This is a genomic window from Paenibacillus cymbidii, from assembly GCF_004764705.1.
GTDB classification, from domain to species: domain Bacteria; phylum Bacillota; class Bacilli; order Paenibacillales; family NBRC-103111; genus Paenibacillus_AN; species Paenibacillus_AN cymbidii.
In genome coordinates, this window is sequence record NZ_SHLX01000005.1 from 17492 (window position 1) to 34835 (window position 17344).

A 17344-nucleotide genomic window follows, 5' to 3' on the forward strand; every position below is an offset into this window, starting at 1 on the left:
TCGCTCACACGATTCGCCATTTTCATGGCCATTTCGACATTTTTTTCTATATTTCACTATTCGCTGTTACAGTTGCCCAACCATTTTCCGGTACAGCTCACGCACGGCCGGTCCCGGCTCCAAACCAAGCTCGCTGCGAAAAAGCTGCTCCATTTTCCAATACAACTGCAAAAACAACGTACGTTCGTTGCGCCGTTCATAAGCGCCAAGCAGCCGTTCGTATCCTTCTTCGTCCCAAGGCGCGGCAGCCGTAAGCGCCTGCAGCAGCGCAATCGCCCGATCGTCCCGCCCGGCGGCAAAATAATCGTCGGCAAGCTTCTTGGAGAACAGCGCGAATTGTCGTTCCAGCCGCTGTCTCATCGGTTCGCTCCAGGCATATGTTTTGCCGGCGAACAGCGGCCCGCGGTACGACGCCAGACACGCTTCCGCTTCGGCCGACCCGCTTTCGCTCCATCCGTCGCGCCCGGCCGCCAGTCGCTCCTGCTCCCAAAAGTCGACCCGGCAAGAAGCGCTCAGCCGGTAGGCGCCGCGCATCGAGTCGATTCGAATCGGCACCCGGTGCTCGGCGAGCGTTTTTTTCAAGCGGTACATCGATGTGTGCAAATTGTTTTCCGCCTTTTCCGGCTCCAGCTCCGGCCATATGATCTCGCACAGATCCCATTTCGCCGCGTTGACATCGGGGTTCACCAGCAAATAAGCGAGCAGCTCCTCGCTTTTGGACGTCGGGAAGCGGAGCGGCCGGGAGGAGCCTGGCGCATATAGCGCAAAACCGCCGAGCGCCTCGATCCGGCCGTTGTCGCCGGCTGCCGCCGGCATTGGCGCCGCAGCGACGGATGCGATTCTTCGCTGCAGCTTCCTGGCGCAAGCCGCGATATCGTCCTGCCTGACAGGCTTGATCAAATAATCGATCGCATTGGCCCGGAACGCTTGCAGCGCATATTCGCCGAATGCGGTCACGAAGACAATTTCCATCTCCGGACACAGCTCCGTCAGCCGCTCGGCCAGCTCCAGCCCGTTGATGCCGGGCATTTCGATATCGAGAAACGCCACATCCGGCCGGGTTGCGGCGGCGGCGGTCAACGCTTCTGACGCGCGGCAGCACATGGCCGCCACCCGAAAATCCGTATGCTCCCGGATCAGCTTGCCGAACCGCTGCAGGGCGGGCTCTTCGTCGTCCACCAGCATGATGCTGTACATTTACCCATCCCTCCCCGTATCGCCTTGCATCTCCGGCAATTGAAACGATACGCGCGTTCCGTCCCCGGGCCCGCTTTCGATGCGCAGTCCTTCGCCGTATAGCCGGATCAACCGGCGATGAATATGGATCAATCCGATGCCGCTCCTCCCGCCCTGCGTCGCCCTGCCCGTTGCCCTGGCGATAGCTTCCGCGCTCATGCCGACGCCGTTATCGGCGATTTCCACGCGGATGGTCCGCCCGTCGCCCCGTACCGCAATGTCGATCCGTCCGCCTTCCTCGCGTTTCATCACGCCGTGGCGTACGGCATTTTCGACGATCGGCTGCAGCAGCAGCGGCGGCACAAGCCGGCCGCCCAGGCGCTCGTCCCATTCGACATGAGCCGCAACCCGTTTGCCGAACCGGGCTTGTTCGATGAACAGGTAAGCGCGGATCAGTTCCATCTCTTTGTGCAGCGGCACCAGGTGCTCGCCGTTCCGAAAGTCGAAGCTGGTGCGCAAATAGGTGCTGAGCCGGTCGAGCAGCTGCTGCGCCGCCGGCGGATCGACATCGCCCACGGCCATTATCGTATTGAGCGTGTTGAACAAAAAGTGCGGCTTCAACTGTGCCTGCAGCAGCGACAGCTCGGATTCGGCCAACTCGCTTGCCGAACGTTTCAGCTGGAGCAGCGTGCGGATCCGCGCGCGCAGTTCTTCCCAATCGACAGGCTTGGCGAGGAAATCGTTGACGCCTGCCGCGAATCCGGCCAGCAGGTCCTCCGGGCGGTTTCTGGCCGTGAGCAGCAGCACCGGCATTTCCGTCAGCGACCAGCGGCTGCGAATCCGGCGGCAAACGTCGAGACCCGACATGCCGGGCATGATGCCGTCAAGAATGACGAGTTCGTACTCGCGTTCCGTCGCCAACGCTTCGATTGCCGCCGTTCCGCCGGAAACGGCAGTCACCGCGCAGCCTTCCATGACGAGCAGATTCGTCAGCGCTTTGCGATTGGCCGCATCGTCGTCGGCGATGAGCACCGCGGGCGCCGTACCGCTCCGCAAAGCTGCGACCTCCACGTTTGCGGGGAAACGAGGCTCCTCCGGTTCATCTGTCCTTTCCACGGCCGCTTGCGCTTGCGCCTCGCCCGCTGCCGATAACTCCTCCTGCGCAGCGACGGGAAGCGTAAACCGGAACACCGATCCCGAGCCAAGCTCCGATTGCGCGCGAATCGTCCCGCCGTGCAGCTCCGCGAGCTTGCGGGCGATGCCGAGCCCGAGTCCGGTTCCTCCATACTCCCGGGCAATGTCGACGTCGCCCTGCTCGTACATGGCGAAGATCGACTCCAGTTTATCCGGCGCAATGCCGATGCCGGTATCCCGCACCTCCACCGTTACCCATTGCCCTTGTGCCGTTGCGGATACGACAACTTCGCCGGCCGGCGTAAATTTGATCGCATTGCCGACCAGGTTGGACAACAATTGCACCACCCGGGCCTCGTCCGCCGCCAGTTGCGGCAATCGCTCCGGCAGCCGTTCGCTCAATCGCACCGGCTTGCCTTCCAGCAGATGGCGATGCAGCGCAAACACATGCCGCACGGCCGGCTGCAGCGCCATCGGCCGAATTTGCAGCAGCAATTCGCCCTGCTTCAGCCGGGACAGATCGAGAATGTCGCGCACCAGCGCGGACAGCCGTTTGCCCGTCGCCACCATCAGCGCCAAATCGCCCCGCTGCGCCCGGTTCAGCTCGCCGGATGCGCCCTCCAGAAGCGACTGACCGATATTGACGATGCCGTGCAGAGGCGTTTTGATCTCATGCGACGTGTTGGCAAGAAACTCGTCCTTCATTTTGTCGGCGGCGATCAGACGGCCGGTCAATTGTTCGACCGTGGCGAACGAACGGGTGAATCGGCGCGACAGCAGGAGCAGCTGGGAAAAGACGAACGTGAACATAAACAAGAGCCGCAGCGCGTTCGTCAGGAAGCCGGCTGCATCGTTTTCGGCGATGGCGTAAAAGCTCCAGGCGACGATGAAGCCGATGAGGCTGGCCAGCGAATAAGCGGCTCCCGGCGTGCGCCGCCACGTTTCGCGGGCGAACAGAAACAGGCAGTAAACAAGCAGCAGCACAGCCGGCACCATGAATCCGGTCTGCAGCACCAGGGTGGCAACAGCCAGCGGCGCCAGGACAAGCAGCAGTACGACCGCCCATACGGCTACGGCAAACGATCGCTGCAGCCAACGCCCTGTCGGCAACGAATAGGCGGTTTGCGTATAACGAACCAGAAAATAAAACATCGGGGTGCCAATCCCGAATTGCAGCTTCGTCATCCATGTATAGGGCAGCGAAGGGGCGAAAGCCATGAGCAGCTTCTCCTGCTGCACGAGGAATACCACACAGGCGCCGAGACAGACGAGGCCCAAATAAAACCAGGACCGCTCCTTATGCCGCATCAGGAACAGGCAGAGCAAATACAACCCGCACAGCAGCAAGCAGGCAGCGCCGACCAAGTCGATCCCGACCAGAAAAAAGCGATAGGTAGCAATCTGCTCCTGTTCGCCGAACAACAACGATTGAGTGATGCCTCCGGTGTATAATTGATAATTGGCCGCTTGCACCACGATATCGACTTCGGTTCCGTCCAGCGTAAAATACGCGGCGTACGGCGTATTGCCGCCGCGCGTCGCCGCCCTTCCCTCTGCCGGCTGTCCGCTGCTCCCTTCGATTCGTCCATTCACATATAGCCGGTGCGCCGATTTGATGTTGCTGACCTTGATTCCGAATTCGCGCCGCGCGTCCGGGCTCCATGTCGGCAGCTTGACCTGCAGCCGGAAGGTGGCATAACCTTGTACGCCAAATTGCGAACCCGCAATGCGGTACCGCTCCCAATGCTCCGGGACGGTTGCGTACATTTCCGGCGTCGGCGGCACGCCAAGCGTCATGTTCGAAGCGAACGCCTCGGGCGCGAGCAGCCGGGAGGGATAAAAGGCCCATTCTCCGTCCAGACGCACAAGGCCGTCACGCTCAAAATCCCAGCTGCGCAGGTCCAGCACACCCGCCTCCGCCCGCGGGTTGTGTCCCGCCGCCGGCAGCAGCGGCGCCCAGCGGATCAACGCCGCCACAAGCAGCACGAGCAGCGCCGCAATCAGCGCGATCGCCGTGACGCGTTGCGCCAGATTCAATCGTTCCGGTCGGTGCTCCGTTTCCGGTTTCATCAAACTACGCTCCCGTTCTTTTGCCAAATCTTCCCCCAGTATAGCATATGATTCCGACCCGGAAAGCGGGAGATGCCGATAATCTTTTGCCGCCACCACATGAAAAGGCCCCATGCCTCATAGAATGGAGTAGAATCCATGAGGACAAGGGGCATACGCCAATGAACGGCAATATTTTGCTCGTCGTGCTGATTATGATCGGTCTGCTTGGCCGCTCGCCGATCATCACGACGGCGGCCTGCTTTCTGCTCATCGTCAAGCTCATCAGCTTCGACCGGTTTCTGCCGGCGATCGAACGGCGCGGGCTCGAATTCGGCCTGCTGTTTTTGACGATGGGCGTGCTCGTCCCGTTCGCCTCGGAAAAAATTACTGTCAAAGACATCGCCGCCGTATTCCGCTCCTGGCCGGGCATCATCGCCCTTGTGGGCGGCGCGGTTGCGACGTACATGAACGGCAAAGGACTCGATCTGCTCAAGGTCGATCCGCAGCTGATCGTCGGGCTGGTAATCGGCTCGATCTTCGGGATTATTTTTCTGCGCGGCATTCCGGTAGGTCCGCTGATGGCGGCCGGCATCACCGCGCTATTGCTGAAGATCGTCAGCTTTTTTTGGGACAAGCTCGGCTGACGGTTTGCTCTTAGTTCACGTGCTTGAACTGCGGCAAATGGTCGCGGTTCGCGGCGAACATTTCGTCGACCATCGCTTTGATTTCGTTCAGGCTGAGCACGGCGGCCGTCAGCGGATCGTTAACGATCGCGTGGAACACTTTGCGCGGATCGCCCGTCATCGACGCTTCGACGGCAAGCGTTTCGCTGATCGCATTAACATTGTTGAGCGCCGCGAGTTGGCCCGGCAGCGCGCCGACGTGAATCGGCTCCAGCCCGTACTTGGACGCAAGAATCGGCACTTCCACGCAGCTGTCCTGCGGCAGGTTCGTGATGTAGCCGCGATTGCTCACGTTGCCGTAAAATTTGAACATCGTGCCGTCGCCGAGAATCGCGTTGAAAATGTCCGATGCATATTCGTGACCGCGATTCAAATCGATCGTTTCCTCTTCCAGCCACTTGACGATTTCGTCCTTCCAGTTGTGCTGCCGATCGCGATAGACATTGAGGATGTAGGCATGTACGCCCGGATTCCAGTTCGTGCCGTGCGTGCAATATTGCTCGATCAACTCCGGACGTTTGCGGAACCAGGCGTTGTATTCCGAATTGTGCCCGCTCGATTCGGTTACGTAGTAGTCGAGGTGCAGGAACATTTCGTTGCGGACAAGCTCGGCGTTGTAAATTTCCGGCCGGGTTTCGATCGCCTGGCGAATAAGCGGAATCGCGTCCTTGCCGTTCCATTTGTACTCGAGGAACCATGCCTGGTGGTTGATGCCGCCGCACAGGTAGCTGATTTCGTCGTTGTCCGCGCCGATCCATTTGGCCAGCATTTCCGCTGTTCCCTGCACGCTGTGGCATAAGCCGGTGACATTGACCTTCGTATAATTCTGCATCGCGTTGCACAGCATCGTCATCGGGTTCGTGTAATTGAGGAACACCGCATCCGGACAATACGTTTCGATATCGCGGCAAATGTCCATCATCGCCGGAATCGTGCGCAGCGCCCGGAAAATGCCGGCCGGCCCGCGCGTGTCGCCGACGTTGATATCGACGCCGTACTTTTTTGGAATTTCGATATCGTGCTGCCAGACGTCCACACCGTTGGCCAGAATCGTGCAAACGACGCCGTCCGCGCCTTGAAGCGCTTCCACACGGTCCCCGGTGGCAATTACTTTCGCCGGATAGTTGCCGGCGGCGACGATTTTGTCAACCGCTTGTTTGATGAACGAAAGCCGCTCCGGGTCGACGTCCATCAGCGCAATGGTGCTGTCGGCAAAAGCCGGAAACGATAAAATGTCGCGCACGAGCTTTCTCGTAAAGCCGAAGCTTCCCGCGCCGATAAAAGCAAACTTTTTCATGGGGATCCTCCTGGGTCGATGGTTGGGATGACTCGATTACTCTCTTAATCTTAGCCTTTTGGCTCGTAAAAAGAATGGCACAGGGTGAGATGTATATGTCATAATGTGAGATGAATGATACGCTTGACGGGGGTGTGGAGCGAATGATCGCGACTTACGTCGAACCTGCCACGCGCAGCAAAGCGCATGCCGACTTGGTTTATTATCATTCCGGTTCGGAGCGATGTGCGCCAGGCCATGCTTACGGACCGGCTGTCCGGCCTTATTATTTGATTCATTATGTGAGAAGCGGTCAGGGCATCTTTCGCCGGTCCGGCGTGGAATTCCGCTTGCGTGCAGGTCTTGGCTTCCTGATTTGTCCGGGGGATGTGACGTACTACCAGGCCGACCGGGACGATCCCTGGTCGTACAGTTGGGTCGGGTTTGACGGTTACAAGGCGGCTTCGTCGCTGCGGCAAGCGAATCTGGCGGTCGATTCGCCCATCTTTGAGCTGGCTGAACCGGACGGCATCCTGCCGATCTTCGAGCTGCTGGAAGATGCCAAGAAGCTGTCGGCGGGGCGCGACCTTCGGCTGATCGGGGCGGTGTACATGTTTCTGTCCTATTTGGTGGAGTATGCAGCCGGGGAACGTTCCGCTACGCAGGCCGGTCTGCAGGAGCTGTATGTCAGCGCCGCCGCCGAATACATCGACAAAAACTTTATTCGCCGCATGACCATTGAGGAATTGGCCGCTTATATCGGCTTGAACCGCAGCTATTTGTGCGCCATTTTCAAAGCAGAGATGCGGCAATCGCCGCAGCAGTATTTGATCCGCTGCCGGATGGAGCGGGCTTGCGAGCTGCTGGCCGACGCAACGCTTGCGATCGGCGACGTGGCGCGTTCGGTCGGGTATGACGACCCGTTGGTATTTTCCAAAATGTTCGCCAAGCTGATCGGCTTGCCGCCGCGCGATTATCGCAGCAGCCAAGCCAGCGCGAGAAGCAAGGCCGCAGCTGCGGCGAAGTAGGCCAGAATAGACATGCAGGAGGAGATCAAATGGCGAAGATCCGGCGAAACCGGCTCCCGCAGCGCGCGAGGGTTGGGATTCCGATCGCTTCTTGTTTTCCGGATTCTTCGAACGATATAGGCCAGGGGTGAATCCGGAAAACAAAGGCGAACGCTACCGCTTCTCCATCCCAACCCTCGCCCTCCGCTCCCGCCTCCTCGCCTTGTTTGAAACATCGGAATGCGCGCCCCCGCCCCCTCTCCGCGGCTACAACTTTGTAAAATAGGCCATGTTTTATGGCCTATTTCGCCAAAAACGGGTTGCCTTTTCAAAATAGCCAGTGAAATCACTGGGTATTTCATTGAAAAGGTCGATTTTGGGGCTTCAGGGTTGAGATAACCAGTGTTTTCACTGGCTATTTCCGACGAGGCGGGCGAAATCGGGTTAATAAGCCATTTTTCATTGGCTATTTTTGTTTCCCGGCCCGGTATGATGTCGCGGCCTCAGCCAGCTAGGTGCAAAAAAGCCGTTCCCGCCCAATCGGGCAGAAACGGTTTTTTTCGTTTGCTTGCGCTTGCGGCCAAGCAGCCGGCTTACCGGCGTTCCGACGGTCCGCCGACAAACGCCTGCTCGCTCGTGTCGAGACCGTACGCCGTGTGCAGCGCTTGCACCACTTCGTTCAAACGCGACTTGTCGATGACGCACGACACTTTGATTTCCGAGGTGGACACCATATTGATGCTGATGCCAAGCGCCGAAATCGCTTCGAACATGCGCGCCGCAACGCCCGAGTTGCTGACCATGCCGGCGCCGACGATCGACACCTTGACCAGGTTCGACTCGCTCGCCAGCTCGCGGAAGCCAACTTCCTCCTTGATGGAGTCAAGCACCTGCTGCGCTTTCTCCACATCGCCGAGCGCCACGGTAAACGACGTGTCCGCCGCGCCGTTCATCACGCCGCCTTGAACGATAATGTCGACGTTGATTTGCTCCTTCGCGAGCGCCGTGAACACTTTGGCCAGTTGGCCCGGCTTCTCGGGTACGCCGAGTATGCTGATGCGGCCGACATTCTTGTCGTAGGCGATGCCGCTGACGACCATGCCTTGCTCCATGACTGCTTCCTCCTTCACGGTCGTGCCTTCGTTATGAGTAAAGCTGGACCGCACGACAAGCGGAACCTGATAGTGTTTGGCGTATTCGACGGCACGCGGATGCAGCACCGCGGCACCTAGATTCGCCAACTCCAGCATCTCGTCATACGAAATTTCTTTCAGCTTGCGCGCCACTTTGACGACGCGGGGATCGGTCGAATAAATGCCGTCGACATCGGTATAAATTTCGCACAAATCCGCTTTCAACGCGGCAGCGAGCGCAACGGCCGTCGTATCCGATCCGCCGCGGCCGAGCGTTGTAATTTCTCCATCTTCGGTCATGCCCTGAAAACCGGCGACGATGACGATGTTCCCTTGATCGAGCGCATCGTGTACCCGTTTCGGCTGAATGTCGGTAATGCGCGCTTTGCCATGCACCGCTTCGGTGTACATGCCCGCTTGCCAGCCCGTATAGGAAACCGCCTGCCCGCCGATGCCGCGAATCGTCATCGCCAGCAAAGCGATCGACACTTGTTCGCCCGTCGACAGCAGCATGTCCATTTCCCGCGCCGGCGGCGTGCCGTCGACCAGCTGTTTGGACAAATCGATCAAATCGTCGGTCGTATCGCCCATGGCCGATACAACGACGACGCAGCGATTGCCCTCGCGCTGCCGCTCGAGCACCCGATTCGCCACGCGCTTCATCCGCACGGCATCCCCAACGGAGCTGCCGCCAAATTTCATGACGATAAAAGCCAACGCACGTTCAACTCCTTATGAACCCGATAAAATCCGGTATAATCCGCTAAAATGAAGACCGGTTCCCCACCTCGGTGGGGCAACGTATTAGGCGCGGGAAATGTATTTGCCTTCGCGGGTGTCGATCAGCAGCACGTCGCCTTCATTGATGAAGAGCGGCACTTGCACGTTCATGCCGGTTTCGACTTTGGCGCTTTTCGTTGCGCCTGTCGCCGTATTGCCCTTGATGCCCGGCTCGGTTTCGATTACTTTCAATTCGACGCTGTTCGGCAGGTTGATGCCGAGAATTTCGCCCTGGTAGCTGATGATATTGACGTTCATGTTTTCCTTCAGGAAGTTGATTTCCCATTCCAGTTGCTTGGCGGTCAATTCGAATTGATCGAACGACTCGGTATCCATGAACGTATACTCGCTGCCGCTGTTGTACAAATATTGCGTCGCGCGGTTCTCGACATGGGCGCGGCCCACGTTTTCGCCGGCGCGGAAGGTGCGCTCGACAACGTTGCCGTTGCGCATGTTTTTCAGCTTGGAGCGGACGAACGCCGCGCCTTTGCCTGGTTTGACGTGCTGGAAGTCGATCACGGAGAACAAGTCTCCTTCGACGTCAATCGTTAATCCGGTTTTAAAATCGTTTACTGAAATCATGGTTGTTCCTCCTAATAGGCTAACTGGAATGGTTGAAATCAATCGATGGTGGTAAATGTTTTGGGAGCGTGCGTCAATAACCGAATGCCCGTCTCGGTCATGACAATATCGTCTTCGATGCGAACGCCGCCGAAGCCGGGCAAATAAATGCCGGGCTCGACCGTCATCGTCATGCCTGGCTCAAGCACGGTATCGCATAACCGCGACAAGCGCGGCGACTCGTGAATTTCCATCCCGAAGCTATGTCCGGTGCCGTGGCCGAAACGATCGCCGTAACCGGCCTTCTCAATGAGATCCCGGGCCAGCGCATCGCCTTCCACGCCGGTCATGCCGGGCCGCAGCTTGTCGAGCACATTCAGCTGCGCTTCGAGCACAATGTCGTAAATTTCCTTGTGTTTGGCATTCGGCTTGCCGAGCACGACCGTGCGGGTCAAGTCCGAACAATACCCCTTGTAATAGGCGCCGAAATCAAGCTTGACGAATTCGTTCGCCGCCAGCTTGCGATCGCTGGCTACGCCGTGCGGAAGCGCGGACCGTTCGCCGGAAGCGACAATCGTATCGAAGGAGGAGGAAGTGGCGCCGTTCTGGCGCATGTACATCTCCATCTCGAGCGCGATTTCCTTCTCGGTTACGCCGGGCTTCAGCTTGCCTTTGATCCACTCGAACGTGCGATCGGCCAGTTCCGCGGCTTCCGCAATGACGGCAAGCTCGCTTGCGTCCTTGATCATGCGCAGCTTATCGACCAGTTGGTCGGCCGGCACAAGTGTGATATCGGGCAACGCGTCGCCAAGCTTCCGGTATGTCCCGAACGAAACGTCCGCCTGTTCAAAAGCAAGCTGGCCAATGTGCGACTCCGCCAGCAGCTCTTTTACCGTTTCCCACGGGTTCGGCTTATGCTCGACGATTTCGTATCCGCTCGTTTCGGCGGCGGCCTGCGTCATGTAACGGAAGTCCGTCAAAAAGTACGACTTGTCCGCCGTTACCAGCACGTAGCCCGACGTACCGGTGAAACCGGTCAAATACCGCCGGTTGTGCCCGTTCGTGATTAGCGCCGCTTCCAGTTGGCCGCTCGCCATCGCCTGGCGCAGCCGGGCCAGTCGCTTCTGTTCCATGGCCATCACCCGTTCTTCCGGAGTTGTTGAAGCAGCGCGAGCAAGCCAAGTTCATAGCTGTAAGCGCCAAAACCGCAGATCTGGCCGACGGCGACCGGCGCCAGCACCGATACATGGCGAAACGACTCCCGCTTGTGAATGTTCGACAAATGCACTTCGACCGTCGGCAACGAGACGGAAGCGATCGCGTCGCGAATCGCGTAGCTGTAATGGGTGAACGCGCCGGGATTGATCAGGATGCCGTTCTTGGCGCCGAACGCAAGGTGGATGCTGTCGATCAACTCGCCTTCGTGATTCGACTGCATGATTTCCAGTTCGACCCCATGCTCTTCCGCCAGCCGCTCCAGCTTGCCGTTGATAGCCGCCAACGTTTCGGCGCCGTATACGCCGGGCTCGCGAATGCCGAGCATATTCAAATTCGGTCCGTGCAAGACGAGTATTTTCTCCATTGCAACCCTCATCCGGCCCATCGTTCGTGTTTAATGCCGCTTTCTCCAAACGGGCCAAAATGGGCACTCATAAGGCCCCGTTTACACACGCGTACAACATTTTACCATAACGGAGCGCCATTTGAGAAGCAGTTTTGCATTCCGGCGGCTTCCGAACCGATTTACCGGGCTTGTCCGGCAGGCTCCCGCGCCCGTTCGTCGTTGAACTCCATGGCGATGGAATAGCCGATGAATACGCCCCACAGCAGGAACAAGCTGAGATCGGTAATGAGCCAATTGATGTTCATCGTCCAGAACGGCGTCGGCAGATTCAGCAGCGGCGCAAGCAAGCCGTAAATCACCAGCCACCAGATCAGCCCGTAAGATAACCCCATCCACGGCCCGACGACTTTGCCGAACAACAGCGCATACAGCAAGGAAGCCGCAATCGAGAACACGATAAACGCAACGAGGCCGAGCCCAATCCCCCATCCGCTTGTCAAATACGAGTGCCTGTAAAACGGCTCCAGCCAGAAGCCCGGTACAATTTCGGTAAACTTCAGCCCGAACTCCGCGCACTTGAGCCCGCCCCAGATCAGTCCGGCAAAAAAGCCCAACGACAGCGCGTACCGCCATTTTTTGTCCACGGGAAACCGAGTTGTTCGTTCCGCCATTTGCATCCCTGCCTTCCACATGCGTCAATCGCGCCACTGGCCGCTTTCCCTCTAGTATGCGCCCGGTCGCGGCAGCCATATCCAGTTTCAAAGCCAGATTTTATCGCCAAGCGGAATTTGTTTTTCCTTGCCGCTTGGAGAGACTTATAAATTCCGATGTGGTAAAATAGAAAATATCCCTCATAAGAAGAAGGTGAGCATGGAAATGTCGCAGCAAGCCAGTGTTTATGGCGGTCAGGCAGTCGTCGAAGGAGTCATGTTCGCCGGCAAATCGGTGCACGTGACGGCAGTCCGCCGCAAAAATAACGAAATCACGTTCCTGGAAGTGCCGAAGGAAGACAAGGTGTGGCTGAACCGGCTCAAAAAGATACCGTTTATTCGCGGCATCGTCGCGATTGTGGAAGCAAGCGCCAAAGGCTCTAAGCATCTGACCTATTCGGCTGAAGCGTACGCGGAGGACGAGAATCCGGACGCCGCGAAGAAACCGGAGAAACCGACGCTGGCCGGCAATCTGGCCTTGTACCTTGGCGTTGCGGTGATCGGCGTGTTGTCGCTCATTTTTGGCAAACTCATTTTTACGCTCGTTCCCGCCGCGGTTGAAGACGTGTTGTTCCGCAACAGCTTCGACAACCAGTTCCTGCACACGCTCGTCGAAGGCCTGATCAAAATCGTGTTTTTGTGCGTTTACATTTATATCATTTCGCTGACGCCGATGATTAAACGGTTGTTTCAGTATCACGGCGCCGAGCATAAAGTGATCAGCGCCTATGAAGCAGGCGTCGATCTGACCGTGCCGAACGTGCAGCGATTCAGCACCTTGCATTATCGCTGCGGCAGCAGCTTCATCATTTTTACCGTGCTGCTGGGCGTCATTATTTATTCATTCTTCCACTACGATTCCCTCGCCGAACGCATGCTGCAACGCATTCTTCTGCTGCCGGTTGTAATCGGCGTCTCGTATGAAGTGCTGCGCTTTACGAATTCGCTGCGGGACACGCCGGTGCTTCGCTATTTGGGATATCCCGGCCTGTGGCTGCAGAAACTGACGACGAAGGAACCGGAAGACGCGCAAGTGGAAGTATCGATTGCGTCGTTCAACCGGATGCGCGAGATAGACCGCGGTTCGTTCGTTTCCTGAGAGCGGCCGCGAACCGCAAGCTTTACCAGTCCAGACCGAGGAGGGCTTTCAAATGAGACGAACGACATTGTCGGTGGGGCAAATCATTATTTTCGCGCTGCTGGCGCTCGGCATTTTGACCGCGCTCGTAAGGAACCCGATTGTTTATCTGATCCCGATTGTGATTTTCGGGACGATTTACTACTTCTACAAAAATCCGCCCAACCGAAGGCGCGGCAAACAAACGGTATTTATGCCGAAGTCGTCCTCGCGCGAGAAGAAACGGCCCACCACGTTCCGCGTCATTCCCGGCAACAAACTTGACGACGACGATAAACCCCGTTATCACTGATACGAGGCAACAGGCAAGGCGCCGCGGGAACGGCGCCTTTTTGTTTTGCATGAATATGGCGAGACGATCAAATCTTGTGGACGCCGCCCCATTTGGCCGCCATCGCCACATAGGTTTGGTACGACCACGCTTGAAAAAATTTGCTTGCAGCGCGAACGCCGGATTCGAACAGCAAACTGCTTTCTTCTTTGCTCAGATCGAAGTCGGTCGTACGTACGCCCATCGTCGATATTTTGATCGTGCGAAACTCGTTATGCTTCTCAATAAATCGTTCGTCGTGCGCATCCATCATCGTGGTGAACATCGCCTGAAGCATCGACAACGGACCGCCGATGTGCCGCGGCTTCTGCGCGGCGCGCCCGACAAGCTGGAAGCCGATCGTTGGCGTCGGCCGCCGGTCGCGGTTCAGTCCGTGCTGCTCGTCGTCGAAAATCCATAGTGGAAAGTTGCTCAGCACGCCACCATCGACAATATAAATATCGGTATCCAGATTGGATACGAGCGGCGACGTTTTGCGAAACGTTTTTTTGCGGTGAATGACGACCGGGTCGAAAAAAAACGGCAGGCTTGCGCTCATCCGCACCGCCCGGGCAACGGTCAACTGCAACGGGTCGATGCCGTATTTGGCAATATCGTCCGGCAGCACCAGCAGCTTGCCTTGGGAAATGTCGGACGCGATGATACGCAGCTGCTGCGGGCGCAAATCGCCGAAGGTGCGGATGCCTTTGGCCGCAAGCAGTCGCTCGATCCACGTTTCCAATGGATCGCCGGAATACAGCCCCTTTTTCAACAGCAGTCTGACGGCAGGGCCGACCACTTTGACGCTCGAAAGCATCGACTGGCCCATAAACGTCGCAAACGGCGTTTGTTCGATTATCGCGCGCAGTTGTTCCCCGTCGTAGCCTGCCGCAAGCAGCGACGCGACGATCGCTCCCGACGACGTTCCCGCCACGTTATGGAACTGAAACCCGCGTTGCTCCGCTACCGTAATCGCACCCGTCAGCGCAATTCCTTTCACACCGCCGCCCTGAAATACCGCATTGACTTGCACCCGCATCTCCCCCCGCCGTCTTGCTGCGGCTTGCGCCTTCCTAACGTGTATGCGGACGCGGGTTGTTCGTATGCAACCATGAAAAAACCGGCCTGCCTTCTTGCGGCACAACCGGCTGTTCATTCGTTTTTCTATTCCATTTCCAATTCGCTGCGTACTTGCTTTAATTGTTCTTCCCGCGATGGATCGCGGCGGAAATATTCGACCAGCGACTCGATGCACGTAATCGAATCCCAGCTCAAGTGATGTTCGATGCCTTCCACGTCTTTATAAATATTCTCGTCCTGCACCCCGATTGTCGTCAAAAATTGCTCCAGCAAATGATGGCGCTCGACCAGCCGTTTGCCCATTTTTTTGCCTTTGGTCGTCAGGATCAAGCCGCGATATTTCTCATAAATCAAGTATTTGTCCTTGTCCAGCTTCTGTATCATCTTGGTGACGGAAGACGGATGAACCTCCAGACCTTCGGCGATGTCGGATACGCGGGCGTACCCCTTCTCGTCGATCAGCTTGTAGATTCGCTCCAAATAATCTTCCATGCTTGGCGTCGCCAATATAATCCCTCCACTCAAACTACTCTTGTATGATAAACGATTTACCAGTAACAAGCAAGCAGACCGCCCGCTCATTCCGCCTCGCAAGTTTCCGGTTATTTCCTGCCGCTGTCCAAGCAAACGCCCAAGCAAACGAATGCCCGCAGGCATCTGTTATAAGCAAACACGCAAAAGAGGTGTCGGCCCGGATGGCGGTTTATGTATACTCGACAGGCTCGATTCGCAAGCCGCGCGGCAGAACGGCACGCTTGCGCATCACAGTCAACAATCGCTCGATGAGGGCGGAAGCCGCCAATGTGATCGTCTGGAATACGGCCGAATCGCCAAAATCGGTGGCGGAAATGTTCTCGACTACACTCGCCGCAAACACGACATACGATCAGGAAGTTGCGGTCGACGATTCGTTCGATCAGTTCGAGGTGGAGGTTCGGTTGTCCTGCAGACACATGGCTCCCGTCGTCATGCTGCATACGCCGCTCGACTTGCCCGGAGAGCCGGAAATCGCGCAAGTGCTGACAGCAGGCGATTTGTTCGCCGACTTTGCGGAGGCGGAGAACGTGTGAATCGTGCCCGTAAACGTAAACAAACAAGCCCCTGCGCCGGTTGCGGCAAGAGGCTTGTTTTGCCGGGGGGCTAAAATTTGAGCCACTCCGGCGTTATTTTGTTCAGCCAGATCGTAATTTGCGTCATTTGGCCGGTGAACAGCAGAATCGCGATCACAATCATCAGCACGCCGCTGATTTTCATGAGCAAGTTCGAATAGCGCAAAATCCACTTGGTCGAACCGATAAAAAACGCAAGTAGAAAAAACGGAATGGCGAATCCAAGCGAATACGCCAGCATAAGCGGAAACCACGTGCCCGGTTCGGTCGCCGCAATCGACAAGATACTGCCGAGAATCGGGCCGACGCACGGCGACCAGCCGGCGGCGAAGCCCATGCCAATCAGCACGGAGCCCAAATAACCGGCGGGCTTCCACTTGAATTGGAATTTGCGTTCGCGAAGCAGCCATTGCGGCTGGAAGACGCCGAGCATGAACAGACCCATCAGCAAGATGAGCAGCGCCGCCAGTTGGCGGATCAAATCGCGGTAATCGAACAGCAGGTTGCCGATCAGCCCCGCTCCCATGCCGAGGAAAATAAAAACGATTGTAAAACCGGCAATAAAAGCAAGCGAATGAGTGAGCGTTCGGAACCTGACACCGGCGTTCGCTCCTCCTGCCTTGATCTCTCCTACTGAAATGCCCGTGATATAAGAGAGATAAGAAGGATAGAGTGGCAGGCAGCACGGCGAAACGAAGGAAGCGAATCCGGCCCAGAATGCGATCCACAGGTTAGCTTCTTGCATAAACGGACTCCTTTAAGAGGTGACTTGCAGGTCGGCGTCATGAGCGGCAAGAACACGAACCTTGCGTTAACGGAACCGCCAGCGCCGTCCCGTCAACAGCGCCAGCACCAGCACGGCGATCAGCATCAGCACCACAGTGGCGCCTGGCGCCAGGTTCCAGATTCCGGCACAGGACAAGCCGCCGATGACGGCGATCTCGGATACGATGACGGCAATGCCGACCGAGTGCCTGAAGCTGCGGCCAAGCGTCAGGCTGACCGCTACCGGAATCGTCAACAGCGAAGAAACGAGAAGGGCGCCGACAATTTTGATCGATACGCCGATCACGAGCGCCGTCAACACCGTGATAAGCCGGTTGTAGAAGGCAAGCGGCAAGCCGCTTACACCGGCGGCATCCTCGTCGAACAGCATCAGGAACATTTCCTTGAAATTGAACAGCACCGTAAGAAGCACAAGCGCCGTTACGCCGAGTACAAGCCACAGGTCCGAGCTGTCGAGCGTGTAGATGCTGCCGAAAAAGTAGCTCATCACGTTCATCGTAAATCCTTTGCCGAGCGAAAACAGGAACGTCGCCAGCGCAACGCCGCCTGACATAATAACGGCGATAGAAAGCTCGGCATACGTTTTGTACGCTTTGCGCAGCCATTCGATGCCGAAAGACGCAACAACGGCGACGACCAACCCGACGAAGGTCGGGTAAATATTCATCAGGAAACCGATCGCCACGCCGGCAATCGATACGTGAGCCAACGTATCGCCAATCATGGAAAGCCGGCGCAGTACGAGAAAGATGCCCATGAGCGGCGCGGTAAGACCGATCAATAGGCCGCCAATCAGCGCCCGCTGAAAAAACGGCTCCAAAAAAATATCCACGCTCGTTCTCTCT

At 57.3% G+C, this 17344-nt stretch carries 17 protein-coding genes; 5 read left to right on the forward strand and 12 right to left on the reverse strand.

Annotated elements, in window-relative coordinates:
- Positions 1-66: 66 nt before the first annotated feature.
- The gene (locus tag EXY20_RS08685; RefSeq protein WP_135549820.1) at positions 67-1197 is read right to left on the reverse strand and encodes a response regulator; all 1131 of its coding nucleotides are present in this window, start codon (positions 1195-1197) and stop codon (positions 67-69) included.
- Complete coding sequence (locus EXY20_RS08690) at positions 1198-4380, reverse strand: ATP-binding response regulator (protein ID WP_167859097.1); 3183 nt, start codon at positions 4378-4380, stop codon at positions 1198-1200.
- Between the two features lie 161 nt (positions 4381-4541).
- Between EXY20_RS08690 and EXY20_RS08695 the strand changes: the two genes are divergently transcribed.
- Positions 4542-5006, forward strand: a complete 465-nt coding sequence (locus EXY20_RS08695) for a DUF441 domain-containing protein (RefSeq protein WP_135549824.1) — start codon at positions 4542-4544, stop codon at positions 5004-5006.
- 10 nt (positions 5007-5016) lie between these two features.
- Here the strand turns inward: EXY20_RS08695 and melA are convergent, their stop codons facing one another.
- Entirely contained in the window at positions 5017-6342 is a 1326-nt protein-coding gene (melA, locus tag EXY20_RS08700; RefSeq protein ID WP_135549826.1) for an alpha-galactosidase, read from the reverse strand.
- A 143-nt stretch (positions 6343-6485) separates the two neighbouring features.
- On the opposite strand from melA, the gene EXY20_RS08705 reads away from it, so the two are divergent.
- Positions 6486-7349 (forward strand): AraC family transcriptional regulator, encoded by an 864-nt coding sequence (locus EXY20_RS08705; protein ID WP_167859098.1) that lies wholly within the window; start codon positions 6486-6488, stop codon positions 7347-7349.
- A 572-nt stretch (positions 7350-7921) separates the two neighbouring features.
- On the opposite strand, the gene EXY20_RS08710 is transcribed toward EXY20_RS08705, so the two are convergent.
- The 5 genes from EXY20_RS08710 to EXY20_RS08730 form a co-directional block, all read right to left on the reverse strand.
- A complete protein-coding gene (locus EXY20_RS08710; protein WP_135549830.1) occupies positions 7922-9178 on the reverse strand; it encodes an aspartate kinase in 1257 nt (418 codons plus the stop codon).
- A gap of 87 nt (positions 9179-9265) precedes the next feature.
- On the reverse strand, positions 9266-9823 hold the full coding sequence (efp, locus tag EXY20_RS08715; RefSeq protein WP_135549832.1) for an elongation factor P: 558 nt from the start codon (positions 9821-9823) through the stop codon (positions 9266-9268).
- Between the two features lie 38 nt (positions 9824-9861).
- Positions 9862-10935, reverse strand: a complete 1074-nt coding sequence (locus EXY20_RS08720; protein WP_135550338.1) for a M24 family metallopeptidase — start codon at positions 10933-10935, stop codon at positions 9862-9864.
- 5 nt (positions 10936-10940) lie between these two features.
- A complete protein-coding gene (gene aroQ, locus EXY20_RS08725; protein WP_135549834.1) occupies positions 10941-11384 on the reverse strand; it encodes a type II 3-dehydroquinate dehydratase in 444 nt (147 codons plus the stop codon).
- A gap of 161 nt (positions 11385-11545) precedes the next feature.
- On the reverse strand, positions 11546-12037 hold the full coding sequence (locus tag EXY20_RS08730) for a YqhR family membrane protein (RefSeq protein ID WP_135549836.1): 492 nt from the start codon (positions 12035-12037) through the stop codon (positions 11546-11548).
- Between the two features lie 199 nt (positions 12038-12236).
- Here EXY20_RS08730 and EXY20_RS08735 point away from each other — a divergent pair, with 199 nt between their 5' ends.
- Together EXY20_RS08735 and EXY20_RS08740 are read left to right on the forward strand one after the other, a co-directional pair.
- Positions 12237-13175 (forward strand): DUF1385 domain-containing protein, encoded by a 939-nt coding sequence (locus EXY20_RS08735; protein WP_407944903.1) that lies wholly within the window; start codon positions 12237-12239, stop codon positions 13173-13175.
- A gap of 52 nt (positions 13176-13227) precedes the next feature.
- The gene (locus EXY20_RS08740) at positions 13228-13506 is read left to right on the forward strand and encodes a hypothetical protein (protein WP_135549840.1); all 279 of its coding nucleotides are present in this window, start codon (positions 13228-13230) and stop codon (positions 13504-13506) included.
- Between the two features lie 67 nt (positions 13507-13573).
- Here the strand turns inward: EXY20_RS08740 and EXY20_RS08745 are convergent, their stop codons facing one another.
- Together EXY20_RS08745 and mntR are read right to left on the reverse strand one after the other, a co-directional pair.
- Positions 13574-14557, reverse strand: a complete 984-nt coding sequence (locus tag EXY20_RS08745; protein WP_135549842.1) for a patatin-like phospholipase family protein — start codon at positions 14555-14557, stop codon at positions 13574-13576.
- A gap of 131 nt (positions 14558-14688) precedes the next feature.
- Positions 14689-15111, reverse strand: a complete 423-nt coding sequence (gene mntR / locus EXY20_RS08750; protein WP_135549844.1) for a transcriptional regulator MntR — start codon at positions 15109-15111, stop codon at positions 14689-14691.
- Between the two features lie 188 nt (positions 15112-15299).
- Between mntR and EXY20_RS08755 the strand changes: the two genes are divergently transcribed.
- Positions 15300-15674, forward strand: coding sequence for a hypothetical protein (locus tag EXY20_RS08755; RefSeq protein WP_135549846.1), 375 nt, complete (start codon positions 15300-15302; stop codon positions 15672-15674).
- Positions 15675-15744: 70 nt separating this feature from the next.
- On the opposite strand, the gene EXY20_RS08760 is transcribed toward EXY20_RS08755, so the two are convergent.
- Positions 15745-16458: a cytochrome c biogenesis CcdA family protein gene (locus EXY20_RS08760; RefSeq protein ID WP_135549848.1), complete on the reverse strand. Its 714-nt coding sequence runs from the start codon at positions 16456-16458 to the stop codon at positions 15745-15747.
- A gap of 66 nt (positions 16459-16524) precedes the next feature.
- Positions 16525-17331, reverse strand: coding sequence for a metal ABC transporter permease (locus tag EXY20_RS08765; protein WP_135549850.1), 807 nt, complete (start codon positions 17329-17331; stop codon positions 16525-16527).
- Positions 17332-17344 lie beyond the last annotated feature (13 nt).

What these genes read in the sequence shown, in the direction of transcription:
- EXY20_RS08760 (WP_135549848.1), bottom strand. Translation starts at nt 16,458, where the DNA reads ATGCAAGAAGCTAACCTGTGGATCGCATTCTGGGCCGGATTCGCTTCC.
- EXY20_RS08720 (WP_135550338.1), bottom strand. Translation starts at nt 10,935, where the DNA reads ATGGAACAGAAGCGACTGGCCCGGCTGCGCCAGGCGATGGCGAGCGGC.
- EXY20_RS08705 (WP_167859098.1), top strand. Translation starts at nt 6,486, where the DNA reads ATGATCGCGACTTACGTCGAACCTGCCACGCGCAGCAAAGCGCATGCC.
- EXY20_RS08730 (WP_135549836.1), bottom strand. Translation starts at nt 12,037, where the DNA reads ATGGCGGAACGAACAACTCGGTTTCCCGTGGACAAAAAATGGCGGTAC.
- aroQ (WP_135549834.1), bottom strand. Translation starts at nt 11,384, where the DNA reads ATGGAGAAAATACTCGTCTTGCACGGACCGAATTTGAATATGCTCGGC.
- EXY20_RS08685 (WP_135549820.1), bottom strand. Translation starts at nt 1,197, where the DNA reads ATGTACAGCATCATGCTGGTGGACGACGAAGAGCCCGCCCTGCAGCGG.
- EXY20_RS08735 (WP_407944903.1), top strand. Translation starts at nt 12,237, where the DNA reads ATGGAAATGTCGCAGCAAGCCAGTGTTTATGGCGGTCAGGCAGTCGTC.
- melA (WP_135549826.1), bottom strand. Translation starts at nt 6,342, where the DNA reads ATGAAAAAGTTTGCTTTTATCGGCGCGGGAAGCTTCGGCTTTACGAGA.
- EXY20_RS08690 (WP_167859097.1), bottom strand. Translation starts at nt 4,380, where the DNA reads ATGAAACCGGAAACGGAGCACCGACCGGAACGATTGAATCTGGCGCAA.
- EXY20_RS08740 (WP_135549840.1), top strand. Translation starts at nt 13,228, where the DNA reads ATGAGACGAACGACATTGTCGGTGGGGCAAATCATTATTTTCGCGCTG.
- efp (WP_135549832.1), bottom strand. Translation starts at nt 9,823, where the DNA reads ATGATTTCAGTAAACGATTTTAAAACCGGATTAACGATTGACGTCGAA.
- EXY20_RS08695 (WP_135549824.1), top strand. Translation starts at nt 4,542, where the DNA reads ATGAACGGCAATATTTTGCTCGTCGTGCTGATTATGATCGGTCTGCTT.
- EXY20_RS08755 (WP_135549846.1), top strand. Translation starts at nt 15,300, where the DNA reads ATGGCGGTTTATGTATACTCGACAGGCTCGATTCGCAAGCCGCGCGGC.